Origin of the sequence: Herbidospora sp. NBRC 101105 (assembly GCF_030269205.1) — a bacterium.
Lineage (GTDB): Bacteria > Actinomycetota > Actinomycetes > Streptosporangiales > Streptosporangiaceae > Herbidospora > Herbidospora solisilvae.
This window is the reverse complement of record NZ_BSSX01000009.1, coordinates 314,225-341,172: the sequence shown is the minus strand read 5'-3', so window position 1 is coordinate 341,172 and position 26,948 is coordinate 314,225. Positions and strand designations below refer to the sequence as shown.

Below are 26,948 nucleotides of genomic sequence, written 5' to 3'. Positions count from 1 at the left end.
AAGGCCTAGGACGCTATCTTTCTAGTCATGCAGAGCAGGCTGCTGGCGGAGCGCTACGAACTGATATCTCCCCTGGGGCGCGGCACGATGGGCACGGTCTGGCGTGCCGTCGACCGCACCCTCGGGCGTGAGGTCGCGGTCAAGGAGATCCGCCAGGATCCCGGGCTGACCCAGGAGCAGCGCACCGAACTCCGCGAACGCATGATCCGCGAGGGCCGCGCCGCCGCCCGCGTCCACCACCCCTCCGTGGCGACGATCTTCGACGCCATCGAGGTCGGCGGCGTGCCGTGGATCATCATGGAACTCGTCGAGGGCCGCTCCCTCGAACAGGTCGTGGACGAAGACGGCCCCCTCCCGCCCCGCCTGGTCGCCGAGATCGGCGCCGACCTGCTGGGCGCCCTGCGCGCCGCCCACGCGTCCGACATCCTGCACCGCGACGTGAAACCCAGCAACGTGCTGATCACCCACTCGGGCCGGGTGGTCCTGACCGACTTCGGCATCGCCAAGTCCCGCGGCGACACGGCGCTGACCCAGACCGGCATGGTGATCGGCTCCCCCGGCTACACGGCGCCCGAACGGGCCCGGGGCGAGTACACAGGGCCGGAGTCCGACCTGTGGTCGCTGGGCGCGACCCTCTATTTCGCCGTCGAGGCCCGGCCCGCCTACGAACGCCGCTCGATCGCCGAGACCCTGGCCGCGCTGATGACCGAGGTGTGCGACCCACCCAGGAACGCCGGGCAACTGCGGCCGGTCCTGGAGGCGATGCTGGAGAAGGACCACACGAAGCGCATCACGGCCGAACGCGCCTCCGTCCTCCTCCGCGCGGTCGCCGACACCCCGACGGTGACCCAGTTCCCGGCATCGAGCCCCCAGAGACCCACCGGCGGCGCCTTCGCCCCCGACGCGGTGTCCCCTTATGGCGACAGCGGCCGCGACCCGAGCGTCGACCGCCCGTTCGGCACGCCCAGGCCGGTGCTGGACAGCACGGCGCCCCCACAGGACCCGAACCGGACGACGACCCCCACACCCTCGCCTGCGGGGGGTGCCGAGATCGCGGGACGTGGTGGCGCGGGGGCGGCGCCTGGTGCCGGCGGCGGTCTCGTCGGCACCTCCCAAGCTGGGGGCGCGGTGGAGCCTGGTGCTGATGGCAACGCACATCCCGAAATTTCGGGACACGGGGCCGAAGGGGCCAGGTCGGCCGCAGGAGCAGGCGGCCCGGGTGCCAGCCCCTCCGGACATGGCAGCTCAGCGCAGGACTCTGGTGCGGCCAGCCCGGATGCCGAAATTTCCGGATCTGGAGGCGGGTCCGGAAGGCCTGGAACCACTGGACTTCCGGGCGACTTCGCCGCTGATGTTCATCCGACCTGGGCGGGTCCTGATATTTCGGCATCCGGCTTCGCGAGTTCGTGGCCCTCCGATGCTCCTGGTGCACCGCACAGGTCAGGCGCAGCAGGTGGCCAGGGTCTCGCCGGCAGGTCGGATTCAGCAGGAGCCTCTGGCGCAGGTGCTCCCGGTTCTGGGGGTCCTGCGGGCAACTCGGTCGGGCCTGGGGCTGGAGCGTTCGAGGATTCCGATGCCACCCGTTTCCGGCGGCCCACCCTTCCCGATGACCAGACCGTCGTCGTCGTGAAGTCCGATGCCGCCGACCCCGCAGGTCTCGCCGATGACGTCACCGTCGTGCAGGGCCAACTCCCCGGCAGGCGGGTCTACCCGCCCGATCCGGGCGCCCGCCGGCTCGACATCGACACCGACGCGACTCCCCCCTCGGCCCTCCCCCTCCCGCCGCATCCCATCCAGGGCCCGCACCCCCAGCAGCCTCCGCAGACCTGGGCTCCCCCGCCCGCAGGCGGCTACCCGCCGCCGCAGACGCCCCCGGGCTTCCCCCCGGGCCAAGGTCACGGCCACCACCCGGTCGAGCTCGACCCCAACGCCACCCAAGCCGTCCCCCGGGGGCTCGGCACCGACATCTTCTCGATGCAGCGCACCGCTCCACCTCCGGCCGTCAAGCCGAAGGGCAAGGGCCGCCTGGTCCTGCTGCTCGTGCTGGCGTTCGTCGCGTTCGTGGCGCTCGCCGTCGTGGCCGTCTCGGCGTTCGGGGCCAACAGTGCCGGGCCGACGAAGACCGCCGGTCGCATCATCCCGGCCAGCCCCACCGCCGCCACCTACCCGCCGGACCCCCCGGCGCCGCCCCCGGCCAAGGGCACCAAGCGGCAGCAGGGTGAGGGTTACACCATCGACGTCCCGGCGGGCTTCGGTCGTACCGCCAAGGGGACCCAAGTCGTCTTCTCCGCCAAGGGCAAGGCGACCATCCGGGTGGCCGAGGTTCAGATCACCACCGATCTGCTGAAGTCGATCGAGGCGGCCGAGGCCAAGCAGCCCTACGAGGGCTACGAGCTCATCCGGATCGCCCCCCTGGAGACCTCGCCCTACAAGGGCGCCGACACGGCCGAGTGGGAGTACGCCTACGAGGGCAGGAACGGGCTGGTCCACGTCGTGTCCAGGTGGGTCGACGTCCCCGACGGGGGCGCCTTCGCGATCTACTACGCCGTCCCGGAAGCCCAGTGGGCGAAGTCGGAGAAGCAGCGGGACGCCGTCTTCGCCTCGTTCCGGTTCCAGCGCCACCCGAACTGAATCATCCGCCCGTCTGGGGACAGACTGGGGTGTATGACGCGCATCGAGCATGACTCCATGGGCGAGGTCGAGGTCCCGGATCTCGCCAAGTGGCGGGCGCAGACGCAGCGCGCGGTCGAGAACTTCCCGGTCTCCGGCCGGGGGCTGGAGCCGGCGCACATCTCCGCGCTGGGCACGGTCAAGGCCGCCGCCGCCGTCGTGAACGCCTCCTACGGCCTGCTGGACGCCGACATGGCGGCGGTGATCGCCGAGGCGGCCGGGGAGGTGGCCGCGAACAGGTGGGACGAGCACTTCCCCGTCGACGTCTTCCAGACCGGTTCGGGCACCTCGTCGAACATGAACGCCAACGAGGTGATCGCGACGCTGGCGGAGGAGCGGCTGGGGCGTCCGGTGCATCCGAACGACCACGTCAACGCCGCCCAGTCGTCCAACGACGTGTTCCCCTCCTCCATCCACGTCGCCGCCGTGACCGAACTGTCGAGGAACCTCACTCCTGCGCTGGAGCACCTGGCGACCGCGCTGGAGTCGAAGTCGGTCGAGTTCGCCGAGGTGGTGAAGTCGGGGCGGACCCACCTCATGGACGCCACCCCGGTCACCCTCGGCCAGGAGTTCGGCGGTTACGCGGCCCAGATCGAGCTCGGCATCGAGCGGCTCCAGTCGGTGCTCCCGAGGGTGGCCGAGTTGCCGCTGGGCGGCACGGCCGTCGGCACCGGCGTCAACACCCCCGACCGCGAGTGGGCCGGGAAGGTGATCGCGGAGATCTCCCGCGCCACCGGCCTGCCGTTCACCGAGGCCAGGAACCACTTCGAGGCCCAGGGGGCGCGCGACGCCCTCGTCGAGTTGTCGGGCGTGCTGAAGACCGTCGCGGTCTCGCTCAACAAGATCGCCAACGACCTGCGCTGGATGGGGTCGGGGCCGCGCACGGGGCTGGGCGAGATCAACCTGCCCGACCTCCAGCCCGGGTCGTCGATCATGCCGGGGAAGGTCAACCCGGTCGTGCCGGAGGCGGTGACGATGGTCGCCGCGCAGGTCGTCGGGAACGACGCGACGATCACGATGGCCGGGGCGTCGGGGTCGTTCGAGCTGAACGTGCAGCTGCCGGTGATCGCGCGCAACCTGCTGGAGTCGATCAAGCTGCTGGGGAACGTGTCGCGGCTGCTCGCCGACCGCTGCGTGCGCGGCATCACGGCCAACGTCGAGAGGCTGCGGGAGTACGCCGAGTCGTCCCCCTCGATCGTCACCCCGCTGAACCGCTACCTCGGGTACGAGGAGGCCGCCCGGATCGCCAAGCAGGCCCTCGCCGAACGGGCCACGATCCGCGACGTGGTCGTGAGAAGGGGGCACGTCGCGAACGGGACGCTCACCGAGGAGCAGCTGGACGATCTCCTCGACGTGCTCCCCATGACCGGACACATACCCGAAAAGGCCGTTATGTCGGATCCCCACATGGGCGGCGGAGAACCACCCGCGTAGATTCGGGTCACATGACGGAAGACCTCGCCGGGCGGACGGCCCTGGTGACGGGCGCGGGCAGCGGCATCGGACGGGCGTGCGCGATCAGGCTGGCGGCGGCGGGGGCCCGGGTGGTCGTCGCCGACCTGCGGGAACACGAGGCGGCCGAGACCGCGGCCATGATCGGAGGCGTCGCGGTCACGGCCGACCTGGCCGATCCGGCCGCCTTCGAGACGGGGCCGCTCGTCGAGCACGCCGCCCAGGCCGACGTCATCGTGAACAACGCCGGGTTCCAGCACGTCGCGCCCATCGACGAGTTCCCGCCGGAGATCTTCTCCCGGCTGATGGCGGTGCAGGTGGAGGCGCCCTTCCGGCTGGTTCGCGCGGCGATGCCGTACATGAAGGGGAACAAGTTCGGCCGGGTGGTGAACATCTCCTCGGTGCACGGGCTGCGGGCCTCGCCGTTCAAGGTGGCCTACGTGACGGCCAAGCACGCCCTCGAAGGGTTGTCGAAGGTGATCGCGCTCGAAGGCGCCCCCTACGGGATCACCTCGACCTGTGTCTGCCCGGCCTACGTGCGCACCCCGCTCGTCGAGAACCAGATCGCCGCGCAGGCGGAGGCGCACCGGATCTCGCCCGAAGACGTGGTCGAGCGCATCATGTTGCAACCGGCCGCCATCAAGCGGCTGGTCGAACCCGAAGAGGTGGCCGAGATGGTCGCCTATCTGTGCGGCCCTGCGGGATCGTTCATCACGGGGGTGTCCATTCCGCTCGACGGAGGCTGGAGCGCGCGATAGATGAACGTCTTCCTGGAACTGCTGGCCAGGGAGGCCTCGGCCGTGGAGTTCGAGGGGCCGGTGCTCCAGGCGCGGGCGGCGGGCGCCGACCCGGCCACGCTGGAGGAGCTGGAGCGCGAGAAGGTCGCCGCGCTGCGGATCAGGGCCGTGATGCGGCGCAGGGCCCGCCGGGAGGCGGAGCTGTCGGCGCTGTTCGACACCGCCAAGGACCTCGCGGGCCTGCGTGACATCGACGCCGTGCTGGCCGCCATCGTGCGCCGGGCGCGCGGGCTGCTCGGCACCGACGTGGCCTACCTGACGCTCAACGACGCCGAGCGCGGCGACACCTACATGCGGGTCACCGACGGCGTGATAACCGCCCGGTTCCGTTCTGTACGCCTCCCTCTCGGCGCCGGCCTCGGCGGCCTGGTGGCCCAGACGGGCGAGGGATACGCGACCTCCGACTACTTCGCCGACGAGCGCTTCCGCCACACCGGCACGATCGACGACGCCGTCACCGAAGAAGGCCTGGTGGCGATCCTGGGCGTGCCGCTGCGGCTGGGCGGCCAGGTCATCGGGGTGCTGTTCGCGGCCGACCGGGGCGTCCGGCCGTTCGCGCGGGAGGAGATCGCGCTGCTGGCGTCGCTGGCCGCGCACGCCTCGGTCGCCATCGACACCGCACGGCTGCTGGAGGAGACCCGGGCCGCGCTGACCGAGCTGAGCGAGGCCAACCGGCTGATCCGCAACCACTCCACGGCCATCGAGCGGGCCGCCGACGCGCACGACCGGATGACCGGCCTGGTGCTGCGGGGCGGCGGCGTCGAGGACGTCGCGGCGGTGGTCACCGAGGTCATCGGCGGCAGGCTGACCGTGCTCGACGGCACGGGTGAGCCGCTGGTGGGCGATCCCGGCGACGTCGATCCGGGCGTCTCCGACGCGGCCAGGGCCTCCCGGGCGCTGGGCCGGTCGGTGGAGCGCGGCCGGAACCTGATCGCCTCGGTCGACGTGGGCGGCTCGGAGAGCACGCCGCTGTGCACGCTGGTGCTGCGCACGGCCGGCCCGGTGGCCGACACCGACCGGCGCATCCTGGAGCGGGCCGCCCTGGTCACCGCCCTGCTGCTGCTGTTCCGCCGGAGCGTGGCCGACGCCGAGGGCCGGGTGCGCGGCGAGCTGCTCGACGACCTGATCGCCCGGCCCGACCTGGCCGGGCTGCCCGACCGGGCCCGCCGCCTGGGCCTCGACCTGGCCGAACCCCACGTGCTGGTGAGCGTCACCCACGACGGGCAGCGCGAGCGGGCCGCGTTCTGGGCCTCGTCGGAGGCGGCCCTGACGGGCGGCCTGGCGACCGCGCGCGGCGATGAGGTGGTGCTGCTGCTGCCGGGCGACAAACCCGGCGTGACGGCCAAACGGATGGCCGCCGAGTTGTCGGCCAGCCTGGGCCGGCCGGCCACCGCTGGAGCGGCGCAGGCGGGGTCCGACGTGGCCGCCGCCTACGAGGAGGCCCGCCGGTGCGCGTCGGCCCTGCTGGCGCTCGGCCGGGCGGGCGACGGCGCGGGCGCGGCCGAGCTCGGCTTCGTCGGCCTGGTGATCGGCGAGGGCCGCGACGTGGCCGGGTTCGTCCACGGCGCGATCGGGGCGGTGCGCGACTACGACGAGAAGAAAGGCACCCAGCTCGTCCAGACGCTGGTCGCCTACTTCGCGTGCGGCGGGCAGCTCACCCGGACCGCCGAGGCGCTGCACATCCACGTCAACACGGTCACCCAGCGGCTCGACCGGATCAGGCGGTTGCTCGGCGACGACTGGCAGGAGCCGGAGCGGGCGCTGGAGATCCAGCTCGCGTTGCGGCTCGGTAGCGCCTTCCGCCACCCTCCGGGCCGGTGATATGTGCGGTACGCCCATGGTTGTGATGGGCGTCACTCCTTAGGTTGTGAACATGAAAATGGAACGAATCGGCACCGCGAGGTTGACGCAGAACGTCCGGTCGGTGCCCGGCGCCGAGGGCGAAGCGGTGCTGTTCGTGCACGGGAACGTGTCGTCCGGCGCCTTCTGGGAGGACACCCTTGAGGCGTTCGCCGCCACCCACCGGCCGCTCGCGGTCGACCTGCGCGGCTTCGGCGACACCGACCCCGAGCCGGTCGACGCCTCGCGCGGGGTGCGCGACTACAGCGACGACGTGCTGGCGCTGCTCGACGCCCTGGAGATCGACCGGGTGCACCTGGTCGGCTGGAGCCTGGGCGGCGGCGTGGTGCTCCAGGCGCTCATGGACCGCCCGTCCGTGGTCGCGAGCGTGACGCTGGTCAACCCGGTCTCGCCGTACGGCTTCGGCGGCACCCACGACGTCGCGGGCACCCCCACCCACGCCGACCACGCGGGCAGCGGCGCCGGCGGCGCCAACCCCGACTTCGTCTCGGCCCTGGCCAACGGCGACACCGGCGACGGCCCGGTGACGCCGCTGCGGGTCTTCCGCACGACGTACGTGAAGAACCCCGTCCCCGGGGAGGAGCGCTGGGTCGCCTCGATGCTGACCACCCGCATCGGCGACGACCACTACCCGGGCGACGCGGCCCCGTCGGAGAACTGGCCCGGCGTCGGGCCCGGCACGCGGGGCGTGCTGAACACCCTGTCGCCCGCCCACTTCCGCATCGACCTGAGCGGCGTCGACCCCAAGCCGCCGATCCTCTGGGTGCGGGGCGCCGACGACGTGATCGTCTCGGACACCTCGCTGTTCGACCTGGCCCACCTGGGCGCCCTCGGCGCGATCCCCGGCTCCCCCGGCACCCCGGCCCAGCCGATGATCCGCCAGACCAGGGCGTTCCTGGAGGAGTACGGCAACTACACCGAGGTCGTCTTCGACGACTGCGGCCACAGCCCGCACATCGAGAAGCCCGAGGAGTTCCGCGAGGCGCTGCGCAAGCACCTGGGCTGAGCGGGCTAGAGCATCCCGTACCGCCGCTTCAGCGAGGCGATCATCCGCTTCCAGCCGGTGGGCGGGCGTGGGGTCTCCAGGGGCCGCACGACCGCCCTGCCGCGCTGCGTCTCGACCGCGAAGCGGAGGTCGACCAGGCTGCCGTCCATGCGCAGCTTGGGCCGCCAGACCCCCCGGGTGAGGCCACCGCGCCCGGCGGGCAGCTTGGCGATGAGCTGGCCGGCGAACTTGCCGGGCTCCCCCGGCTCGATGAGGGCGGGCGCCACAGTGGTCTTCCCGCCGACCCGGCGCAGCACCAGCTCGGCCGACGGCCCGCCGTTGGGCGGCACGTAGGGCACCGGGACTGACACGAACACCGCCCCGTCGTGCGCCGAGACCGTGGCCGCCTGGGACACCAGCGCGATCGACTCGGCGAACGAGCGGGGTTCGACGCAGACGCTCAGCTCGCCCTTGTCCGACCAGCACGGCACCACGAGCCGCCGCGGATACTCGGCCATCATCCCGGCCGAGGTGACGCCCCGTTCGGGGCGCACGACCCGGGTCCTGGCGGGGTTCACGCCCCGCATCCGCACGTGCACCTCCCACACGCCCGGGTCGAGGGGACGGCCGAAGGCGGCGGTGCCGACGTCGAACCGGGCGTCGCCGGAGGCGCGCAGCCGCACGCCGCCCTCGACGGGCAGCCGCCGCAACTGGCCGGTCACCGGCAGGAAGTGCATCTCGCCGTTCTCGGAGTGCCGGACGTAGACCTCCATCCGCACCTCGTCGGCCGCGTCGGTGATCTCGCGCAGCGCGGGGTCGAGCCGGTCGACCCGCGACGGCGGCACCCACCAGACCCGGTCGCCGTCGGCCGCGAACACCATCGGCGTGCCGTCGGCGGCGACCAGCTCGGCCGTCAGGGTGAGCGTCAGCACGTGGCCCTCCCAGCGCAGGTCGCCCAGCTCCGCGTCGAGCCGGGTGCCCTGGGCCGCCCTGGCCAGGTCGACGATCCCCTTGACGTCGCCGGTACGCAGCAGCGCCGCCCTGGCCCTCAGGTGGACCGGCAGATGGGTGTCGAGGGTCTCGGGGAACCGGGCGGCGGTGATGGCCTTGAGATGGCCGTACAGAAGCTCCTGGCGCTCGGCCGGCAGGCCGAGGAACGGCGGGCCGAGGCGGCGCAGGGCGACGCTGCGGAAGAAGTGGGCGGCGATGCGGTCGCGCTGGACGCCCGGCTCGGTCTGGGCCTCGACGATGTCCATGATCGCGCTCAGCCCGGCGACCAGGTCCCAGTCCCCCGGCTCGGGCTCGCCCGACGGCGCGACGTGGCAGACCACGTGCCCGGCCGCCACCGCGATCACCTTCGCCGACAGGTAGGCCCGCAGCACGAACGCCTGCTCCGACAACGCCCGGTCGGCGAACCGGAGCTGGTGGGTCTCGACGAACTCGCGCCGGAACAGCTTGTGCGCGGTCACGGCGGTGAGCAGCCGGTCGCGGATGAGGTCGGCCCGGTCGCGGTCGCGGGTGAACGCGGCGGCCACGGGCCCGTCTCCGCTCAGCCGCCCGACCAGCACGTCGGCCTCGGTCTCCTTGGCCCGCTCGAACAGCCGTTGCAGCGCACCCGGCTCCAGCCGGTCGTGCGCGTTCATCAGGAACACGAACTCGCCCAGCGCCACCGACAGCGCGGCGTTGCGGCCCCGGGCCGGATCGCCGGTGCGGTCGAGGTGCAGCACCCGCACGTTCGACCGTGTGGCCGCGAGGGCGTCGAGGCGCTTGCGGGTCCCGTCGGTCGACCCGTCGTCGGCGAAGATCACTTCATACTCGTCCGGCGGGAGCTCCAGCAACGAGCGCACGCACGCGTCGAACGAGTCACTGGCGGGCCCGGCATTTCCGACAGGGACCGCGACGGAGACTTTCAGCCCTTGGCGCATCCCCCCAGCGTGCGGGGGATGCGCCAAAGCGCTGATCAGCCTTGCCGAAGGATGGCCATTCCTTACCTAGTACCAGCCCACCCGCTGGCTATGCCCCCAGGCGCCACAAGGTGAGCCGTAACGGCCCTTGATGTAGCCCAGACCCCACTTGATCTGGGTGGCCGGGTTGGTCTGCCAGTCGGAGCCCGCGCTGGCCATCTTGCTGCCGGGCAGCGACTGCGGGATGCCGTAGGCCCCGGAGTAGCGGTTCATCGCCCGCTCGTTCCAGTGGCTCTCCTTGTCCCACAACTTCTCCAGGCAGCCCCACTCGCTCTCCCAGCCCATGGCGGCGTTCATCTGCTTGCCGAGGGCCTTGTTGGAGCCGGGGTCGGGCGAGGAGCCGGGCGGGAAGTCGGCCGGCAGGAAGCCGCCGCCGCCGGGCGCCTCCTTGGGGATCTCGACGTTGTCGTCGGGGCCGAAGGGCTTGCGTCCCTCACGGCCGCCGGCGAGCTTGCTCTCCTGCATGGCGGAGGCGGCGTCGGCCTTGAGCGCGTCGATCCGGGGGTCGTTGCCGATGATGTCGGGGTTGAACCCGAGGATGTCGAGCGGCGTCTTCGGCTGGTTCGCGTTCTCGATCGCGGTGCGGACCAGGAAGGTGGTGAACCCGGCGATGAGGGCCACCGTCACGCCGGTGATCACCACGCGCTTGGGGGTGAACAACGGCCCCCTGGGCCGTTTCGGGGGCGGCGGAGGCTCGTCCGACAGCCTCGGCTGGGACGGCGGCGGCGGGGGTGTCGTCGGCGACGCGGCCCGGCGGGCACGACGGGCCCCGGGGCGGCGTTCCCTGACAGGCTGACCAGAACTCACGACCTATGAGCTTGCCGTGCGGGGGTGGGTGGTCCGCAACCGATTCGCGAAACCCGCTTGACCACTTCTTTAGACAAAGGGGTCTAACAAGCACTTTCTTCGCTGATGTGATTTTGCTCACACCCGATTTCGTCGCCTTATGCCAGCTTCTTCCGGTCCGGTAAGGCCGCATAATGACCGGATGGCTGGCATCCTCCTCGTTGAAGACGACCCTTCGGTCCGGACCGGACTGGAGCTCGCGCTCGCCCGCCAGGGTCACTCGATCACCGCGTTCGGCACCGGCGAGGAGGCCCTGGAGCACATCCGGGCGCGGCGGCCGGAGATCGTCATCCTCGACGTGATGCTGCCCGGCATCGACGGCGTCGAGGTGTGCCGGAGGATCCGCAAGCTCGACTCGCTGCCGATCATCCTGCTGACCGCGCTCGGCGACGACCTCGACATCGTGGTCGGCCTGGAGGCCGGGGCCGACGACTACGTGATCAAGCCGGTCGAGCCCCGCGTGCTCGACGCCCGCATCCGGGCGATCCTGCGCCGCATGGAGTCGGCCTCCACCGACCGCATCACCTTCGGCGACCTGATGATCGACCGCGGCGCGCTCAAGGTCACCCTGGAGGGCCGCGAGGTCCACCTCACCCCGACCGAGCTGCGGCTGCTGCTGGAGCTCGTGCGCCACCCCGGCCAGGTGCTCAACCGGCGTTACCTGCTGCGCTCGGTGTGGGACCACACCCACGTGGCCGACTCGCGGCTCGTCGACGCGTGCGTGCAGCGCATCCGGGCCAAGATCGAGCCCACCCCGGGCGACCCCGTCTACATCCACACGGTCAGGGGCTTCGGTTACCGTTTCAGCGGGCCGTGAGCCGTAGATGAGCAGTCTGCGCAAGCGGCTCGTCGTCACCTTCACGGTCGTGGCGGTGACGGCCTCGTTCATGGTCGCCGGGATCGGCTACCAGATCGTCCGGGGTGAGCTGCTGCGGCGGACCGAGTCGAGCGCGGTCGACGACGTCCGCGACACCATGGACCGGCTGACCCTCCCCATCGGCACCAGCGACCTGCTGTGGCCCAACGACGCCTCGGTCACCGACGACGACCTCAGCAACCTCGTCGCCAGCCTCAGCGGCCCCGACCGCCAGGTGATCGTCGAGTACGGACAGGAGCCCCCCAGGTTCTCCGAGGGCGCCCAGGTCACCCAGGTCGACATCCCCGACGACCTGCGGGCCGCCGCGCGCACCCGGATCGCCTACCTCACCATGACGCTCGACGACCAGCCCACCCTCGTGGTCGGCACCGACGTCAAACGGCAGACCGGCAGCGGCGCGGTCCGCTCCACCGGCATGTCGGTCTTCGTGTTCGTCTCCATGACCGACGTCGACCGCGTGCTCGCCAACCTGCGCGCCGCCCTGCTCCAGGCCGGCTCGCTCACCCTCGTCATCGCGCTCACCGTCGCGCTGCTGTCGGCCCGCCAGGTCCTTCTCCCGGTACGCCGCCTCGGAGAGGCCGCCCGCGCCCTGGGCGCCGGCCGGCTCGACACCCGGCTCCCCGTCCACGGCCGCGACGAACTGGCCGAACTGACCGCCACGTTCAACGAGACGGCGGAGGCGCTGGAGCAGACCGTCCAGGAGTTGTCGTCGCTGGAGGCCATGTCGCGGCGGTTCGTCGCCGACGTCTCCCACGAGCTGCGCACCCCGCTGACCACCATGACCGCGGTCACCGACATGCTCTCCGACGAGGCCGAACGCCTGCCGCCCGACGCCGGGCAGGCGGTCCACCTGGTGGTCACCGAGATCGAGCGGCTGCGCTCGCTGGTCGACGACCTGATCGAGGTCAGCCGCTTCGACTCCGGCGCGGCCGTGCTCCGCCGCGAGAGCGTCGACGTCGGCGACGAGCTGACCGAGTGCCTGGAGATCCGCGGCTGGACCGACCAGGTGACCCTGCGGGTGCCCGACGGCCTGACCTACCAGCTCGACCCGCGCCGCTTCGACGTGATCATCGCCAACCTGGTCGGCAACGCGCTCAAACACGGCGAACGGCCGGTGACGGTGACCGCCAAGGTCCTGCCCAGCGGCCTGGAGGTACGCGTCAGGGACCACGGCGCCGGCATCCCCCGCGAGGACCTGCCGCACGTCTTCGACCGCTTCTTCAAGGCCGGCGCCAACCGGGCCCGCTCGGGCGGCAGCGGCCTCGGCCTGTCGATCGCCAAGGCCAACGCCGAACTGCACCGCGGCACCATCACGGTCAAGCTCGCCGACCCCGGCACCCAGTTCACGTTGTGGATACCGAGACCATGAGGAAGTCGTCGTGCGTCCTGCTGGCCGCCCTGTTGTCCACCGCGTGCGGGGTCACCTCGACCGGGGTCCAGGACGGCGGTCCGCCGCCGGTGATAAGCCCGAAGGCGGCCGTCGCGACGGTCTACCTGCTGCGTGACGGCAAGCTGGAGCCCAGCAGCGTCGCGGTGGCCTCCCATTCGATGGACAACGTGATGGCCGCCCTCTTCGAGGCGGGCGCGCGCTCGACCTCCGGCCTCACCACCGAGCTCACCGGCCTGACGTGGCAGACCAGCCAGCTCACCCGCTTCGGCACGGTCCGCAACGACCCCGACAACGCCGACGGCTTCCGGCTGTCGCTGTTCGTCAGCGGCGGACGTCCGATCACCAAGAAGGCGCAGGCCCAGATGACCTGCACCGCCATGCGGCAGCGGCAGGACATCTGGGCCGTCACGATCACCAGGACCGACGCCACCGGCCCGGTGTCCTACGGTGAGCACACCTGCCGCGAGTTCTGGCACCTCGCGGCCCCGGGCCGGCAGCTGCCCCGTTAGGGCGTGATGTCTTCGAGCATCTCCGTCACCAGGGCGGCGATCGGGGAGCGTTCCGAACGCGTCAGGGTGATGTGGGCGAACAGCGGGTGGCCCTTCAGCTTCTCCACCACGGCGACGACACCGTCGTGGCGGCCGACCCGCAGGTTGTCGCGCTGGGCGATGTCGTGGGTCAGCACGACCCGCGAGTTGGCGCCGATGCGCGACAGCACCGTCAGCAGCACGCCGCGTTCCAGCGACTGCGCCTCGTCGACGATCACGAACGCGTCGTGCAGCGACCGGCCGCGGATGTGGGTCAGCGGCAGGACTTCGAGCATGCCCCGGTCGAGGACCTCCTCGATCACCTCGGGCGTCGTCACCGCGCCCAGGGTGTCGTAGACGGCCTGGGCCCACGGGCCCATCTTCTCGTTCTCGGTGCCGGGCAGGTAGCCGAGGTCCTGGCCGCCCACGGCGTAGAGCGGGCGGAAGACGATGACCTTGCGGTGCTGGCGGCGTTCGAGCACGGCCTCGAGACCGGCGCAGAGCGCGAGCGCCGACTTGCCGGTGCCGGCCCGGCCGCCCAGCGAGACGATCCCGATCTCCGGGTCCATCAGCAGGTCGAGCGCGATGCGCTGCTCGGCGCTGCGGCCGTGGAGGCCGAACACCTCGCGGTCGCCGCGCACCAGGCGCACCGACTTGTCGGGGAGCACCCGTCCGAGCGCGGAACCCTTGCTGGTCAGCAGCCGCAGACCCGTGTGGGTCGGCAGGTCGCGGGCCTCTTCGAGGTCGGTCGAGCCGTGTTCGAAGAGCGCCTCCACATCTTCTGTGGTGACCTGGAGCTCGTCCATGCCGGTCCAGCTCTCGTCGGACTCGGCGACCAGCTCCGCGCGGTATTCCTCGGCGGCCAGGCCGATGGACGCGGCCTTGATGCGCATCGGCAGGTCTTTGGAGACCAGCACGACGTCGTATCCCTCGGACGCCAGGTTCTGCGCGACGGTGAGGATGCGCGTGTCGTTGTCGCCCAGCCGGAACCCGGCCGGCAGACCGGACGGGTCGCTGTGGTTGAGCTCGACCCTGATGGTTCCCTCACCCATCGGGATCGGCTCGTCGAGACGGCCGTGCTGGACACGCAGATCGTCCAGGAATCGCAGGGCTTTGCGGGCGAAGTATCCCAGTTCGGGATGGTGCCGCTTACCTTCCAGCTCTGTGATCACGACAACGGGGAGCACCACTTCATGTTCGTCGAACCGGCTCATCGCGGCCGGGTCGGCGAGCAGGACAGAGGTGTCCAGGATGTACGTGCGCCGGGAGGTGCCAGACGAGTGACCGGACATGGACGGGTTGGACAATGCCACGCGTTCTCCCCCGGGCGCCGGGGGTCGGCGCCCTGCCTTGACTGGTGGTGAACGGACCGGGCCCGGACGCCTTCACGGCGGCGCCGGGAACCGGCCCCACCTGCGAAGTCATCAAGACGCAAGAACGGGCCCTCTCCCGAGGTGAGCGTGGATGCTCACGTCTTACGGTACGTCCTGAATCCCCCCGCGCCAACGCTCCAATCCTGTCCGAAAGGGGGTGTTCACGTGCCGTTTCAGGAGCCGTACCGACGGTTACGCGCGGCGTAGGCGCGGAGCGCCCGCAGAAAGTCCACCCTGCGGAAATCGGGCCAGTAGGCCTCGCAGAAGTAGAACTCGGAGTGGGCACTCTGCCACAGCAGGAATCCGGAGAGTCGCTGCTCCCCTGAGGTCCGGATGACGAGATCCGGATCGGGCAGGCCGCGCGTGTAGAGATGCTCAGCGATGTGCTCCACATCGAGGACCTCCACGAGGTCCTCGATGCTCGCCCCCTTGCTGGCGTGCTCCTGGAGGAGGGAGCGCACCGCATCAGCGATCTCACGTCTTCCTCCATACCCAACGGCCACGTTCACAATCAGCCCAGGCCGGTGTGATGTTGCCTCTTTCGCATTTTTCAGGACATGGGCCGTGTGATCGGGCAGCAGGTCCAGTGATCCCATGGGCTTGATGTGCCAGCCCTGTTCGACCAGGTCGTCGACCAGGTTCTCGATCACCTGGAGCAGCGGTTCGAGCTCCTTCTTGTCCCGCGAGAGGTTGTCGGTGGAGAGCAGCCACAGGGTGACGTACTCGACGCCGGCCTCCTTGCACCACACGAGGAGCTCCGAGATCTTGTCGGCGCCCTTCTGGTGGCCGTGGCGGACGTCCTCGTGGCCGTTCGAGCGGGCCCAGCGGCGGTTGCCGTCGACGATCACGCCGACGTGGCGGGGGGCCTGGATCGAGGTGAGCTTTCGTTCGAGCCTGCGTTCGTACACCTTGTAAACAAGATCGCGCAGGTCCATGACTCCCCCGGTGATTCGCTTGAGCCCGCTGTCACATGACAGACATGGTCAAGCAATTATCGGGGGCGAGATGCCATCCCCGCTCCCGAAATGAGGGAGCTGTTACGTTCCATCCCATATTGGGTTCCAAGCCGGACTTCTGCCTCTGTCACGAGAGCCATCAGGAACGCCAGGAGCTCTCCGGAGGTGACCACCGCCCGCAACCCGATGCCGGGGGCGCCCCACGCCTCGACGCAGGCCCGCCTCGTCAGCCGCCACCGGCCGGTGGCGCCCCGGCCGGGCACCCAGACGGGGATGAGCCGCAGCTGGCAGCGGAGCTCCCCGCCGCCCACGACCTCGGCGCGGCTCCGGTAGCGGAACCCGAACAGCTCCGCCTCGTCCTCCCCCGGAAACCGGTCGTCGGGGTCGTCCCAGGCGAGCTGGGACTCCCGGGCCTCGGCGACCGACCGGGCCAGCCGGGCCAGGAACCAGCCGCAGCGTTCCCCTACCGAGCCGTAGGCGACCCCGTCGCGGAACAGCTCCAGCGTGATCTCGTAGGGCACCCCGGCGCTGTCGCGGCATGCCACGGGATCAACCGTCAGGTACGAGCCGTCAACGCACCGTAGTCCACCCACGCCACAGAGGGTATCCCGGGCAGACCCCGGCAAACCGGCCCTACCGTGATTGATCCCTTTTTGAGGTGAGACGCCACCAGTGCCGCTTTTGCCGGGGCTCCGGGTTGAGGCCGTCGAGCAGCCCACGCCCCCGCAACCAGTCGGCGAACGCCGCCGCGTCGGCCCGCGAGCCGCCCTGAGGTTTCGGACGGCCGGAAGCGTAGGCGTGGAACTCCCGGGCGAACGAGCCTCCGAGGGCCTCCCGCACGTCGGGCCGGGCCACGGCCACCAGCCCCCGGCGCTTGGCGATCAGGCTGCCGGCCTGGATCCGCAGCCGCTCGGCGTCGAACCCCTCGGGCGGCGCGGCCCCCGCGACCAGCGCGGACAGCAGGGCCCGCTGCTGGTCGGCGAGCCGGGCGCGGGGGTCATCCATTCGTCTGCTCCGTTACGGCTCCGCCGGGCCGGCACCGCCCGCCGACCCCGGCCCGCCCCGTTTCCGGCGCCAACCGGGCGCGGAGGTCCCCCTCAGCCACGGGATCGACCACGGTCCATCGCCGCCCTGATGCGGTCGAGTTCGGCCGACAGGTCGGCGTCGCTCGGGTAGTCGGCGTCCCACTCCAGCAGGGCGCCCGGCGGGCGGTGGCGGGCGCAGAGTTCGGCCAGGAGGTCGATGACCTCCTCCGGCGGGGAGGCGGTGTGGGTGTCGTGCCACACGTCGCCGTGGCCGTGGCCACCGGCGACGTGGACGTAGGCGACGTGTTCGAGGGGCAGGGCGTCGAGGGCCTTGACGGCGTCGAGGCCCAGGTTGACCTGGTTGGTGTAGAGGTTGGCCACGTCGATCAGCAGCTTCACCCCGGTCCGCTCGACCAGTTCGCCGAGGAACTGGGCCTCGGTCAGCTCGTCGCCGGGCCAGCCGAACAGCGCCGCGACGTTCTCCAGGGCCAGCGGCACCGGCAGGCAGTCGAGGGCGATCCGCACGTTCTCCACGATCACCGTCAGCGCGTCGCGCGTCCGGGGCACCGGCAGCAGATGCCCGGCTTCGAGGTCACCCGACCTGACGTACGCGAGATGCTCGGAGACCAGCGGAGACCCGAGGGCCTCGGCGGCGGCGGCCAGGTGGTCGAGCCGGGCCCGGTCGGGCCGTTCGGCGCCGCCGAGGCCGAGCGCGACCCCGTGGGGGATCACCGGAATGCCCCGGCCACGCAGCACCCGCAGCGACTCGGGTACCCGCGCCGGGTCGACCGTCTCGGCGATGACCTCGGTGAACTCGACCCCGGGCAGGTGCTCGACGGTCAGGTCGATCTCCGACCGCCAGCCGATGCCCACCCCGAGCCGGTCAGCTGCCACCGCAGCCTCCGCCGCAGCCACCGCCACCACAACTCGACCCGCCGCCCGAGTCGCCGCCACCGGAGTCGCCCCCGCCGCCGCCGAAGTCGCCGCCGCCGAAGTCGGAGCCCGAACCCCACCCGGAGTCGGCGCCGGAAGGACCGCCGCAGGCCCCGGCGCCGCACCCGCCGGCGTTCTGGAGCTCGGCGTGCCCGGGACCGACGTAGAAGGCCATGCCGTAGAGGGCGAGGGTGCTGTCGTTGCCGCCGTTGTGGGCGTAGGCGAGCTCACGGGTCTTGGGATGGCGGGCCTGGGCCGCCCTGAGCGCGGCGTGCCCGGCCTCGGTCAGCACGCTGCGGTTCTCCCTGTCGTAGTTGGCCTTCATGACCCTCGTGCTGATCCACGTGACGAGGGAGAGCACGAGGGCGAGCACGTTCCACACCACGAAGTCGTACAGCCCCGCCGCCAGCGTGATGATGCTGATCGGCACGAACAACCCCGCGAGGGCGGCCAGCCAGCGGAACTTCGTGGTGGCCCGCCGGGCCGAGCTGAGCGCCGAGTCGGCCACCACGAGGCCCTGGCCGCGCAGCCCGTAGTCGATGCCGGTGACGGCGGGCCCCACGGTGGCGGTCCGCCGGATGTCGGCCAGCGAGCGCCCGTTCGTGCCGGCCGCCAGGTCGAGCACCTCCTGCTCGATCCGCTCGGCGGGCGCTCCCGCGATGCCCCGGACCGCCGTCACGGTCCCGTCGCGGGAGATGCGCACGCGCCCCTGGGACACCAGGACCGCCACGGCGGTGTTCACGACCCGCCGTGGGCCGCCCGCCAGGAAGGCGAGCGAGTAGGGGTCCAGAGGGGCCCCGGAATGGTAACCACCGGCTTTGACCCGGCGATGTTCCTTCTTCACCCGTCCCGCCTGACGGAAGACCACGACGGACGCGACGGACGCGAGGATGAAGAGCAAAAGGGAGCCCATGCCGCCTCCAGGACGACTCCAAGGGAGAGTTCAACCGATTAGACGATCGCATGGAGAACTCGGTTCGCGCATCGTCCGGAATAACGAGGGTTACGCCCCTGAGCGGTCGGCGCCGCCTAAAACCCCACACCGGCCCACTGCAACTCGACACGCTGCACGTCGACCCGGCGTGATTCGGTCCCCCACCGGCCGGGTTTCGGCTGTGGCAGGCCTTGGTCGCCCTGACGGCCGCACACATGACCCCGGGTTCGGGAACACGAACGGCCCGCGCCGTCGGGTGGCGCGGGCCGTTCGTAAGGGGGGAGGCCCGACGCCGTTGGCGGGACTCCTGCTCGTGTGCACCGGGCAGATTCGCTTGGTCAGCCCAGGCGGGCGACCAGGGTGCGGTACTCCTCCCAGAGTCCCTCGGGCAGACGGTCGCCGAAGGTCTCGAAGTGGGCCGGGATCAGGGCGGCCTCCTCGCGCCAGGCGTCGCGGTCGACGCCGAGCAGCAGCTCCAGGTCGTCCCCGGCGATGTCGAGGCCCTCGGTGTCGATCTTGACGGGCAGGCGTCCGATCGGGGTGTCGACCGCCTCGGCCTGGCCGTTGAGGCGTTCGACGATCCACTTCAGGACGCGGATGTTCTCGCCGAAGCCGGGCCACACGAAGCGGCCGTCGGCGTCCTTGCGGAACCAGTTCACGTAGTAGATCCGGGGCAGCCTGGCGCCCTTCGTCTCGCCGATCTCCAGCCAGTGGGCGAAGTAGTCGCCCATGTTGTAGCCGCAGAACGGCAACATCGCGAACGGGTCGTGGCGCAGTTCGCCGACCGTACCCTCGGCCGCCGCGGTCTTCTCCGAGGCCACGTTGGCGCCCATGAACACGCCGTGCCGCCAGCTGCGGGCCTCGGTGACCAGCGGGACCGCCGTCGCGCGCCGGCCGCCGAAGAGGATCGCCGAGATCGGCACGCCCTGCGGGTCCTGCCACTCGCGGGCGATCGTCGGGCACTGGTGGGCCGGGGTGGTGAACCGGGCGTTCGGGTGGGCGGCGAGCTCGCCGGACTCGGGCGTCCAGGAGTCGCCGCGCCAGTCGGTCAGGTGGGCGGGCGGCTCGTCGGTCAGGCCCTCCCACCAGACGTCGCCGTCGTCGGTCAGCGCGACGTTGGTGAAGATGCTGTTGCCCCACAGCGTCTTGATCGCGTTGGCGTTGGTGGTCTGGCCGGTGCCCGGCGCGACCCCGAAGAAGCCCGCCTCGGGGTTGATCGCGTAGAGGCGGCCGTCGTCGCCGAACCGCATCCAGGCGATGTCGTCGCCGATCGTCTCGACCTTCCAGCCCGGGATGGTCGGCCGCAGCATGGCCAGGTTGGTCTTGCCGCACGCCGACGGGAAGGCCGCCGCGATGTAGCGGGTCTCCCCGCTCGGCGGGGTGAGCTTGAGGATCAGCATGTGCTCGGCCAGCCAGCCCTCATCGCGGGCCATCGTGCTGGCGATCCGCAGGGCGTAGCACTTCTTGCCGAGCAGGGCGTTGCCGCCGTAGCCGGAGCCGTACGACCAGATCTCCCGGGTCTCCGGGAAGTGGCTGATGTACTTGGTCTCGCTGCACGGCCAGGCGACGTCGCGCTGACCGCGTTCGAGCGGGGCGCCGACGGAGTGCACGCACTTCACGAAGTCGCCGCGTTCCTCGATGAGGCGCAGGGCGTCGTCGCCCATGCGGGTCATCACGCGCATCGAGACGGCCACGTAGGCCGAGTCGGTGATCTCCACGCCCAGCTGGGAGATCGGGCCGCCCAGAGGGCCCATGCAGAAGGGGACCACGTACATGGTCCGGCCCCGCATCGAGCCCTTGAACAGCTTCCCGAAGGTGCGCCGCATCTCCTCGGGAGCGATCCAGTTGTTGGTGGGCCCGGCGTCCTCCTCGTGCTCGGAGCAGATGAAGGTGCGGTCTTCCACGCGGGCGACGTCCGACGGGTCGGAGGCGGCGTGGAAGCTGTTCGGCCGGGCTTTCAGGCGGGTCAGGGTGCCCTGGCGGACCAGCAGGTTGGTGAGCCGGGTCCATTCGGCCTCGGACCCGTCGCACCATTCGATCCGGTCGGGCTCGGTGAGTTCCGCGATCTCGCTGACCCACGCGGCCAGCTCGGCATGAGTGGTCGGATGCGACACCTGTACTGACACGGACACGAGGGCGGCTCCTTAATGTACGTCAGGGCCAATTCATCATCCGCGACGATTACCCACTAAATCCAATTGGTGTGGACCAATGCGTATTCGTCACCACAACCGCTGGTCAGCGAGCTGGATGATGGGAGGAGCTTACCCCTGACGAACCATTTCAAATTGTGCCGCCCACCTCTTTCCCGTAGATACGGGACTAAACATTGGTATAGGCCATATTGAATGGTTTAGACCATTCCACGAATTGGTTCAGTCCACTCCGCCGGGCCCCGCGGCCCGTACGCGGTCGACGGCCTGGAGGGCATCGCGCAGGTCAGCGAGCCAGGTGTCGGTGTGGCGCCCGACCAGGCGCACGCACCAGGCGAGGGCGTCGGAGCGGCTGCGCGCGACGCCGGCGGCGACGAGTGTGTCGAGCACCTGCCGTTCGCCCTGCCGCAGCCGGGTCATGACGGGGACCGAGAGTGTGGTGAACATCACCACGTCGCCGCCGATCTTCACGCCCCACGAGACCTTCCGGCGGAAGCGGTGCTCGGCCTGGCGGGCGATCTCGATGCGGTGCTCGCGGGTCTCCTCGCGGAACCGCTCCACGTAGCCCTCTTCGGCGGCGGCCCGCTCGGGGTCGGGCAGGCCCTCGACGACGGTCAGCGGGGGAAGCGCACCCACGACGGTGATCTCCTCGCGGTCGACGACGACCTCGGGGCGCTCGGTGAACCAGGTCTCGGGGAGACGGTGGGCGAACCACTCGGCTTCTGCACTCATGTAATCAACATTACGTCGTTGCTCCCGAAGCGAAGCGATATTGACAGTAACCATTTTTTGAGAGCTACTATCAAATTATGGTTACTTCCAGATGGTGGGCGCTCTCAGCCCTGGTTCTGTCCGTCCTCGTGATCGGGCTCGACGCGACCGTCCTCAACGTCGCGCTGCCCACCCTCGCCATCGACCTCGGCGCGACCACCGGCGAACTCCAGTGGATCGTCGACGCCTACCTCGTCGTGTTCGCCGCCCTGCTGCTGCCCGCCGGGGTCTTCGGCGACCGGTTCGGCCGCAAGAAACTGCTGGTCGTGGGGCTGGTGGCGTTCGGGGTCGCCTCGGCGATCGCCATGCTGGCCGACTCGACCGCCTGGCTGATCGCCGGGCGGGCCCTCATGGGCGCGGGGGCGGCCCTGATCACGCCGCTGTCGACGTCGATCCTGCCGACGATCTTCCCGCCCGCAGAGAGGGCCAGGGCGATCGCCGTCTTCACCGCCGGCATGGCCGTGGGCCTGCCGCTCGGCCCGATCGTCGGCGGCTACCTGCTCGACCACTTCTGGTGGGGCTCGATCTTCCTGATCAACCTGCCCGCCGTGGCGATCGCGCTGGTGGCGGTGGTGGTCCTGGTGCCGGAGTCGCGCGACCAGCGGACGAAGGGCACCGACGTGCCCGGCACGTTGTTGTCGGTGGCCGGCCTCTCCGCGCTGGTCTTCGGCGTCATCGAGGCGCCGGTGCGGGGCTGGGGCTCGGCCCAGGTGCTCGGCCCGATCGCCGCCGGGGTGCTGCTCCTTCTTCTTTTCGTACGAGTCGAGGCCCGCGCCAAGGCCCCGATGATAGACCTCGGGTTGTTCCGCGACCGCACCTTCGTCTGGGGCGCCTTCGGCGCGACCGTGGTCTCGCTCGGCATGATGGGCGTGCTGTTCGTCGCGCCGCTCTACCTCCAGGCCGTCCAGGGCTTCGACGCGATGGGCACCGGGCTGCGCATCGTGCCCATGGTCGCCGGGCTGATGGTCGGCGGCCTGGCGGGCGAACGCCTGATCAGACGCCTCAGCCTGCGGGTCATCATGGGCGCCGGCCTGATCCTGCTGGCCGCGGGCCTGGTCGCGGGGGCGGTCATGCCGGGCGACTATCCGTACACCGCGACCTGGCTCACTCTCACCGGGGCCGGCGTGGGCCTGACCATGGTCCCGGCCATGGACGGCCTGCTCGCCCTCCTCCCGCCCGACCGCACCGGCATGGGCAGCGGCGTCCTCCAAGCCCTCCGCCAGACCGGCGGCGCCTTCGGCGTGGCCGGGCTGGGCAGCCTGCTCTCCTCCGTGTACGCCCACGCGCTCCCCCCGGCCGCCCCCGCCCCGGTGCGCGACTCGGTGGCGACGGCGGTGCGCGTCCCGGGCTGGGCCGACGCCGGGCGCGCGGCCTTCGCCGACGCCATGGACGCCGTGTTGTGGGCCTGCGGCGGCCTGATGGTGCTCTCGGCGCTGCTGATCGTGACGTTCATGCGTTCCGCTCCGGCGGAACCGGCGGGAGAATCGACCCATGAACTCGCCGGGACTGCGTGAACGCAAGAAAGAGAAGACTCGGCGGACGATCCAGGAACACGCCCTGCGGTTGTTCGCCGAGCAGGGCTACGACGCGACCACGATCGAGCAGATCGCCGACGCCGCCGAGGTGTCCCCCAGCACCCTGTTCCGCTACTTCCCCACCAAGGAAGACATCGTCGTCCAGGACGACTACGACCCCCTGCTGGTCGAACGCCTGATCGCCCAGCCGCCGGAGGTGCCGCCCGTCAGAGCGCTGCGCAACGCCTTCGGCGAGGCCATGCGGGGCATCCCCGATGGGGAGCTCGGGGAGATCCGGGCCCGCGCCCGCCTCCAGATGGGCGTCCCGGCCATCAGGGCCCGGATCTTCCAGAACATGCTCGACACGATGGAACTGCTCGCCGAGGGCGTCGCCCGGCGGACCGGCGCCGATCCGGGGTCGTTCCAGGTGCGCGTCCTCATCGGCGCGGTCATGGGCACGATCATCCCGGTGCTGCAGACCTGGGCCACCGCCGACGAGGAGGTGCCCTTCGCCGACATGGTCGACGAGGCCTTCTCGTTGCTGGAGGCGGGCCTGCCTATCGAACCCGAGCGGCGACCTGAGGGCTGACCCGCACGACCCCGGCGAGGTTGCGGGTGTTGAGCGGCGCGATCTTCACGACGTCGCCGGTGCGGGGCGAATGGAGCATCTGCCCGTTGCCCCAATAGATGGCCACGTGGGAGATGTAGCCCGGGTTGGTCGGGTCGTTGCGCCAGAACAGCAGGTCGCCCGGCTGGGCCTGGGAGAGCGGCACCTGCGGCCCGGTCGCCCACTGCTGGTTGGTCACCCGCGGCATGCGGACCCCGGCCTGGGCGTAGGCCCACTGCACCAGGCCGGAGCAGTCGAAGGTGTCGGGGCCCTCGGCCCCCCACACGTAGCGGCTGCCGAGCTTGGAGGCGGCGGCCCTCAGCGCGGTCTCGATCTGCGGCACCGACATCAGCGCCGACGCCGGCCACTGCACGACCCGCTGCGGCTGGGCGATGTGACGCCGCGGCGGCGCGATCACCACCGGGTTGATCGTGGCGATCTGGCTGCCCGGCAGCACCTTCAGCAGCTTCTTGCGCAGCTTGGCGGAGTCGACGCTGGGGGCGCTCACCACCAGCGCGTTGCCGTGGGGCAGCCCGAGCCGGGTCGCGGTGTCGCGGGAGACGACGGCGTGGATCGACCCCATGCCGACCGTGGCGTAGGCGCCGACGCGCATCTCGGCGCCGGGGGTGCGGACGTCGTCGCCGAGCTTGAGGCCGCCCTCCTTGCCGAGTTCGTAGGAGACCACGACGTCGCCGGCGGCCACGTTGGCCCACAGCTCGTCGGAGGAGGCGGTTCGTTTCGGGGTGAAGGCCCGGAACGTCGAGGGGTCGACGCCCATCGTCGGCACCCGCCAGCCGCCCAGGTTCACGTCGGCGGCGTCGGCGAGCTCGACCGCCTTGACGCCCTTCTGGCGGCGGACCTCGTCGACCTGTTCGGGCTTGAGCGCGGCGGGGGCGACGACGAAGAGGTGGGGGCGGGCCAGCTTGCCCAGGGGGGCGACCGCGTTGGAGGGCACCTGACCGCTGGCCGCGACGTAGTCACCGGCGACGACGGGAGGGCGGCGTACGTCGAGGGCGGCCCGTTCCTGGACGTCGTCGAGCCCGGCGAGCACGAGTAAGTCGGTGATCAGCACCACCGCGAGCGCGACCCCGATGATGGGGATCGCCCTCCGGGCGAGGTGGGGGCGGCGGAACCGGGGGCGGAACGCGAGATCCTGACGGGCTTCGTGGAGGAAGCCTCCGACCCGCAGGGGCACGCCACCACTCCCTCCGAAGACGTTCATCGGGCTGTCCCGTTCCACGACTGTGCCCAATGAGGCCCGAGAAGTCAAAATCCGCCGGAGTACGCTTCTCCGGCGGATTCGATGTCAGACGAACGCGTCAGCTCCCGATGTAGGGAACCGCCTCCAGCACCTCGACGGTGATCGAGCGCCCGTTGGGCATGGTGTAGCTGGCCTTCTCACCGATCTTCTTGCCGTTGATCGCCGACCCCAGCGGCGACTTCGGCGAGTAGACGTCGATCGGCGCGCCGCTCTCCTCGCGGGAGGCGAGCAGGAAGGTGACCTCGTCGTCGTCACCCTCGAAGCGGATCGTCACCGTCATGCCGGGCCCCACCACACCCTCGGTGCGGGGCGCCTCGCCCACCTTCGCGGTGTCGAGGATCTGCCGGAGGTGGAAGATCCGGGCCTCCATCTTGCCCTGTTCGTCCTTGGCGGCGTGGTAGCCGCCGTTCTCCTTCAGGTCGCCCTCCTCGCGGGCGGCCTCGATCTTCTTGGCGATCTCGATCCGACCCGGGCCAGAAAGGCGGTCGTACTCCTCTTTGAGGCGGTCGTACGCCTCCTGCGTCAGCCAGGTGACGTTCTCGTTGTGGGAGACGGCCACGCGGGTTCTCCTTGCTTCCCTAGGTGAGTCGAAGGGCTAACAAGTTAACGCCTTCGAACGCTTCCCCAAAGATTCCAGTCTATACGAGGGAGCAGCCCTGAACATCTACGCTTGTGGCTTGCGCGTTGATCCTCACCTGTTCGGTGAGGGCGACGTCACCGCGGCCCGGGGGAATGGTGATCTCCCGGGTCCCGACCTCGACGTGGTGGACGTCGACGGCCCGCAGACGGCACGTCGCCGCCCGGTCGTCGGGCTTGTGCACCACGAAGGTGATCTCCGCGGAGCCGGGGCGGCTGGTGTCGAAGGTTATGACGTCGGCCCGCACCTCGGGGTTGCCCCGCGCCGACAGGATCACGTAACCCCACCCGCCGGCCACGACCGCGACGACGACGGCCATGACGGCGTACACGACGAACCGGCCCCGCCCCATGGGGGGCCGGGGCGGGAACTCGTCGGGGGTGCCCAGGATCGGGCGCGGAGCTGGTGCCGACATGAAAGGAATCTCCTCGCGAGGTCCCGGCGTTGTCCGAGACAATTCTCGTCAACGCTATTGGATGCAGCCCGCGGGCCGGCCCTGGCCCGCACCCCAACTAAGGAGAGCCGTGACGAACGCGCTGAGGCTGATGGCCGTGCACGCGCACCCCGACGACGAGTCGAGCAAGGGCGCCGCGACGATGGCCCGCTACGCCGCCGAGGGCGTCGAGGTCCTGGTCGTGACCTGCACCGGCGGGGAACGCGGTTCGATCCTGAACCCCAAAATGGACCGCCCCGACATTCTCGAGAACATGGGCGAGGTCCGCCGCCTGGAGATGGAGCGCGCGAGGGAGATCCTCGGCGTCGACCAGCGGTTCCTCGGTTTCGTCGACTCGGGCCTGCCCGAAGACGAGAGCGAGCCCCTCCCCGAGGGCTGCTTCGCCCTGCAGCCGCTGGAGGTCGCGGCGGCGCCGCTCGTGGCGGCCGTGCGCGAGTTCCGCCCCCACGTGATCCTCACCTACGACGACGACGGCGGCTACCCCCACCCCGACCACATCAAGACCAACCGGGTGTCGGTGGAGGCCTTCGACGCGGCCGGCGACCCCGACCGCTACCCCGGCACGGGCGAGCCGTGGCAGCCGCTCAAGATGTACTTCCACTCGGGCTTCACCAAGGCCCGGTTCGAGACGCTCCACGAGGCCATGACCAGCCGTGGCCTGGGCTCCCCCTACGCCGACTGGATCGCCCGCTGGGAGGACCGCCCGCAGAAGTGGGAGGTGACCACCCGGATCCCGTGCGGCGACTACTTCGAGACCCGCGACCGCGCCCTGATGGCCCACGCCACCCAGGTCGACCCCGACGGTTTCTGGTTCGCCTGCCCGCGCGAGATCCAGCAGGAGGTCTGGCCGACGGAGGACTACCACCTGGCCCGTTCGCTGGTCGACGTCACCCTGCCGGAAGACGACCTGTTCGCGGGCATCCAGGTCCCCGCCGGAACGGGTGCCGCCCCCTGCTCGTAGA

24 protein-coding genes are annotated in these 26,948 nt (G+C 70.9%); 11 read left to right on the top strand and 13 right to left on the bottom strand.

Features of this window, described 5'->3' with window-relative positions:
- Positions 1–27: 27 nt before the first annotated feature.
- Genes QSK34_RS34030 through QSK34_RS34010 form a run of 5 tightly spaced genes read left to right on the top strand, consistent with a single transcriptional unit; the run spans position 28 to position 7,785 of the window.
- A complete protein-coding gene (locus tag QSK34_RS34030; protein ID WP_285590420.1) occupies positions 28–2,631 on the top strand; it encodes a serine/threonine-protein kinase in 2,604 nt (867 codons plus the stop codon).
- Positions 2,632–2,664: 33 nt separating this feature from the next.
- Positions 2,665–4,104: a class II fumarate hydratase gene (locus tag QSK34_RS34025; RefSeq protein WP_285590419.1), complete on the top strand. Its 1,440-nt coding sequence runs from the start codon at positions 2,665–2,667 to the stop codon at positions 4,102–4,104.
- Positions 4,105–4,115: 11 nt separating this feature from the next.
- Positions 4,116–4,880, top strand: coding sequence for a 3-hydroxybutyrate dehydrogenase (locus QSK34_RS34020; protein ID WP_285590417.1), 765 nt, complete (start codon positions 4,116–4,118; stop codon positions 4,878–4,880).
- On the top strand, positions 4,881–6,740 hold the full coding sequence (locus QSK34_RS34015; protein ID WP_285590415.1) for a helix-turn-helix domain-containing protein: 1,860 nt from the start codon (positions 4,881–4,883) through the stop codon (positions 6,738–6,740).
- Between the two features lie 52 nt (positions 6,741–6,792).
- Positions 6,793–7,785 (top strand): alpha/beta fold hydrolase, encoded by a 993-nt coding sequence (locus QSK34_RS34010; protein ID WP_285590413.1) that lies wholly within the window; start codon positions 6,793–6,795, stop codon positions 7,783–7,785.
- A gap of 5 nt (positions 7,786–7,790) precedes the next feature.
- Here the strand turns inward: QSK34_RS34010 and QSK34_RS34005 are convergent, their stop codons facing one another.
- Together QSK34_RS34005 and QSK34_RS34000 are read right to left on the bottom strand one after the other, a co-directional pair.
- Entirely contained in the window at positions 7,791–9,689 is a 1,899-nt protein-coding gene (locus tag QSK34_RS34005) for a glycosyltransferase family 2 protein (RefSeq protein WP_161483681.1), read from the bottom strand.
- Positions 9,690–9,755: 66 nt separating this feature from the next.
- Positions 9,756–10,388 (bottom strand): aggregation-promoting factor C-terminal-like domain-containing protein, encoded by a 633-nt coding sequence (locus QSK34_RS34000; RefSeq protein WP_202610827.1) that lies wholly within the window; start codon positions 10,386–10,388, stop codon positions 9,756–9,758.
- 328 nt (positions 10,389–10,716) lie between these two features.
- On the opposite strand from QSK34_RS34000, the gene QSK34_RS33995 reads away from it, so the two are divergent.
- Genes QSK34_RS33995 through QSK34_RS33985 form a run of 3 tightly spaced genes read left to right on the top strand, consistent with a single transcriptional unit; the run spans position 10,717 to position 13,350 of the window.
- Positions 10,717–11,391, top strand: coding sequence for a response regulator (locus tag QSK34_RS33995; protein ID WP_030451904.1), 675 nt, complete (start codon positions 10,717–10,719; stop codon positions 11,389–11,391).
- A gap of 7 nt (positions 11,392–11,398) precedes the next feature.
- Positions 11,399–12,820 carry an ATP-binding protein gene (locus tag QSK34_RS33990; protein WP_285590409.1) on the top strand — a complete coding sequence of 474 codons (1,422 nt, stop codon included), beginning with the start codon at positions 11,399–11,401 and terminating at the stop codon, positions 12,818–12,820.
- On the top strand, positions 12,817–13,350 hold the full coding sequence (locus tag QSK34_RS33985; RefSeq protein WP_285590406.1) for a hypothetical protein: 534 nt from the start codon (positions 12,817–12,819) through the stop codon (positions 13,348–13,350). Before QSK34_RS33990 ends, QSK34_RS33985 begins: the two co-directional genes overlap by 4 nt.
- Here the strand turns inward: QSK34_RS33985 and phoH2 are convergent.
- The 8 genes from phoH2 to abmR form a co-directional block, all read right to left on the bottom strand.
- Entirely contained in the window at positions 13,347–14,660 is a 1,314-nt protein-coding gene (gene phoH2, locus QSK34_RS33980; protein ID WP_030451907.1) for an RNA 5'-3' helicase PhoH2, read from the bottom strand. The two genes, QSK34_RS33985 and phoH2, sit on opposite strands and share 4 nt — an antisense overlap.
- A 254-nt stretch (positions 14,661–14,914) precedes the next feature.
- The gene (locus QSK34_RS33975; RefSeq protein ID WP_030451908.1) at positions 14,915–15,676 is read right to left on the bottom strand and encodes an isoprenyl transferase; all 762 of its coding nucleotides are present in this window, start codon (positions 15,674–15,676) and stop codon (positions 14,915–14,917) included.
- A 56-nt stretch (positions 15,677–15,732) separates the two neighbouring features.
- Complete coding sequence (locus QSK34_RS33970; protein ID WP_285590404.1) at positions 15,733–16,242, bottom strand: hypothetical protein; 510 nt, start codon at positions 16,240–16,242, stop codon at positions 15,733–15,735.
- An 88-nt stretch (positions 16,243–16,330) separates the two neighbouring features.
- A complete protein-coding gene (locus QSK34_RS33965) occupies positions 16,331–16,702 on the bottom strand; it encodes an SCO6045 C-terminal-like domain-containing protein (protein WP_285590402.1) in 372 nt (123 codons plus the stop codon).
- Between the two features lie 92 nt (positions 16,703–16,794).
- Positions 16,795–17,616 (bottom strand): MbnB/TglH/ChrH family RiPP precursor modification enzyme, encoded by an 822-nt coding sequence (locus QSK34_RS33960; RefSeq protein ID WP_285590400.1) that lies wholly within the window; start codon positions 17,614–17,616, stop codon positions 16,795–16,797.
- Positions 17,606–18,568, bottom strand: a complete 963-nt coding sequence (locus tag QSK34_RS33955) for a TIGR04222 domain-containing membrane protein (RefSeq protein ID WP_285590398.1) — start codon at positions 18,566–18,568, stop codon at positions 17,606–17,608. Before QSK34_RS33955 ends, QSK34_RS33960 begins: the two co-directional genes overlap by 11 nt.
- Positions 18,569–18,927: 359 nt before the next feature.
- The gene (locus QSK34_RS33950; protein ID WP_285590380.1) at positions 18,928–20,721 is read right to left on the bottom strand and encodes a phosphoenolpyruvate carboxykinase (GTP); all 1,794 of its coding nucleotides are present in this window, start codon (positions 20,719–20,721) and stop codon (positions 18,928–18,930) included.
- Positions 20,722–20,964: 243 nt separating this feature from the next.
- A complete protein-coding gene (gene abmR / locus QSK34_RS33945) occupies positions 20,965–21,474 on the bottom strand; it encodes an ATP-binding transcription factor AbmR (protein WP_285590378.1) in 510 nt (169 codons plus the stop codon).
- A 77-nt stretch (positions 21,475–21,551) separates the two neighbouring features.
- On the opposite strand from abmR, the gene QSK34_RS33940 reads away from it, so the two are divergent.
- Together QSK34_RS33940 and QSK34_RS33935 are read left to right on the top strand one after the other, a co-directional pair.
- Entirely contained in the window at positions 21,552–23,027 is a 1,476-nt protein-coding gene (locus QSK34_RS33940) for an MFS transporter (protein ID WP_285590376.1), read from the top strand.
- Positions 23,005–23,616, top strand: coding sequence for an acyl-CoA-like ligand-binding transcription factor (locus tag QSK34_RS33935; RefSeq protein ID WP_285590374.1), 612 nt, complete (start codon positions 23,005–23,007; stop codon positions 23,614–23,616). The genes QSK34_RS33940 and QSK34_RS33935 overlap by 23 nt, the downstream gene beginning before the upstream one ends.
- Here QSK34_RS33935 and QSK34_RS33930 read toward each other — a convergent pair.
- From QSK34_RS33930 to QSK34_RS33920, 3 genes are all read right to left on the bottom strand, one after another.
- Positions 23,585–24,829, bottom strand: a complete 1,245-nt coding sequence (locus tag QSK34_RS33930; RefSeq protein ID WP_285590372.1) for a C40 family peptidase — start codon at positions 24,827–24,829, stop codon at positions 23,585–23,587. The genes QSK34_RS33935 and QSK34_RS33930 overlap by 32 nt on opposite strands.
- A 124-nt stretch (positions 24,830–24,953) precedes the next feature.
- On the bottom strand, positions 24,954–25,454 hold the full coding sequence (gene greA / locus QSK34_RS33925) for a transcription elongation factor GreA (protein ID WP_030451918.1): 501 nt from the start codon (positions 25,452–25,454) through the stop codon (positions 24,954–24,956).
- A 79-nt stretch (positions 25,455–25,533) separates the two neighbouring features.
- The gene (locus QSK34_RS33920) at positions 25,534–25,947 is read right to left on the bottom strand and encodes a DUF4307 domain-containing protein (protein ID WP_285590368.1); all 414 of its coding nucleotides are present in this window, start codon (positions 25,945–25,947) and stop codon (positions 25,534–25,536) included.
- A gap of 109 nt (positions 25,948–26,056) precedes the next feature.
- On the opposite strand from QSK34_RS33920, the gene mca reads away from it, so the two are divergent.
- Positions 26,057–26,947, top strand: a complete 891-nt coding sequence (gene mca, locus QSK34_RS33915; RefSeq protein WP_161483670.1) for a mycothiol conjugate amidase Mca — start codon at positions 26,057–26,059, stop codon at positions 26,945–26,947.
- Position 26,948: the final 1 nt, after the last annotated feature.

Coding starts and splice junctions, on each gene's coding strand:
- QSK34_RS34030 (WP_285590420.1), top strand. CDS start 28: ATGCAGAGCAGGCTGCTGGCGGAGCGCTACGAACTGATATCTCCCCTG.
- QSK34_RS34025 (WP_285590419.1), top strand. CDS start 2,665: ATGACGCGCATCGAGCATGACTCCATGGGCGAGGTCGAGGTCCCGGAT.
- QSK34_RS34020 (WP_285590417.1), top strand. CDS start 4,116: ATGACGGAAGACCTCGCCGGGCGGACGGCCCTGGTGACGGGCGCGGGC.
- QSK34_RS34015 (WP_285590415.1), top strand. CDS start 4,881: ATGAACGTCTTCCTGGAACTGCTGGCCAGGGAGGCCTCGGCCGTGGAG.
- QSK34_RS34010 (WP_285590413.1), top strand. CDS start 6,793: ATGAAAATGGAACGAATCGGCACCGCGAGGTTGACGCAGAACGTCCGG.
- QSK34_RS34005 (WP_161483681.1), bottom strand. CDS start 9,689: ATGCGCCAAGGGCTGAAAGTCTCCGTCGCGGTCCCTGTCGGAAATGCC.
- QSK34_RS33995 (WP_030451904.1), top strand. CDS start 10,717: ATGGCTGGCATCCTCCTCGTTGAAGACGACCCTTCGGTCCGGACCGGA.
- QSK34_RS33990 (WP_285590409.1), top strand. CDS start 11,399: ATGAGCAGTCTGCGCAAGCGGCTCGTCGTCACCTTCACGGTCGTGGCG.
- QSK34_RS33985 (WP_285590406.1), top strand. CDS start 12,817: ATGAGGAAGTCGTCGTGCGTCCTGCTGGCCGCCCTGTTGTCCACCGCG.
- phoH2 (WP_030451907.1), bottom strand. CDS start 14,660: ATGTCCGGTCACTCGTCTGGCACCTCCCGGCGCACGTACATCCTGGAC.
- QSK34_RS33975 (WP_030451908.1), bottom strand. CDS start 15,676: ATGGACCTGCGCGATCTTGTTTACAAGGTGTACGAACGCAGGCTCGAA.
- QSK34_RS33965 (WP_285590402.1), bottom strand. CDS start 16,702: ATGGATGACCCCCGCGCCCGGCTCGCCGACCAGCAGCGGGCCCTGCTG.
- QSK34_RS33955 (WP_285590398.1), bottom strand. CDS start 18,568: ATGGGCTCCCTTTTGCTCTTCATCCTCGCGTCCGTCGCGTCCGTCGTG.
- abmR (WP_285590378.1), bottom strand. CDS start 21,474: ATGAGTGCAGAAGCCGAGTGGTTCGCCCACCGTCTCCCCGAGACCTGG.
- QSK34_RS33940 (WP_285590376.1), top strand. CDS start 21,552: ATGGTTACTTCCAGATGGTGGGCGCTCTCAGCCCTGGTTCTGTCCGTC.
- QSK34_RS33935 (WP_285590374.1), top strand. CDS start 23,005: ATGAACTCGCCGGGACTGCGTGAACGCAAGAAAGAGAAGACTCGGCGG.
- QSK34_RS33920 (WP_285590368.1), bottom strand. CDS start 25,947: ATGTCGGCACCAGCTCCGCGCCCGATCCTGGGCACCCCCGACGAGTTC.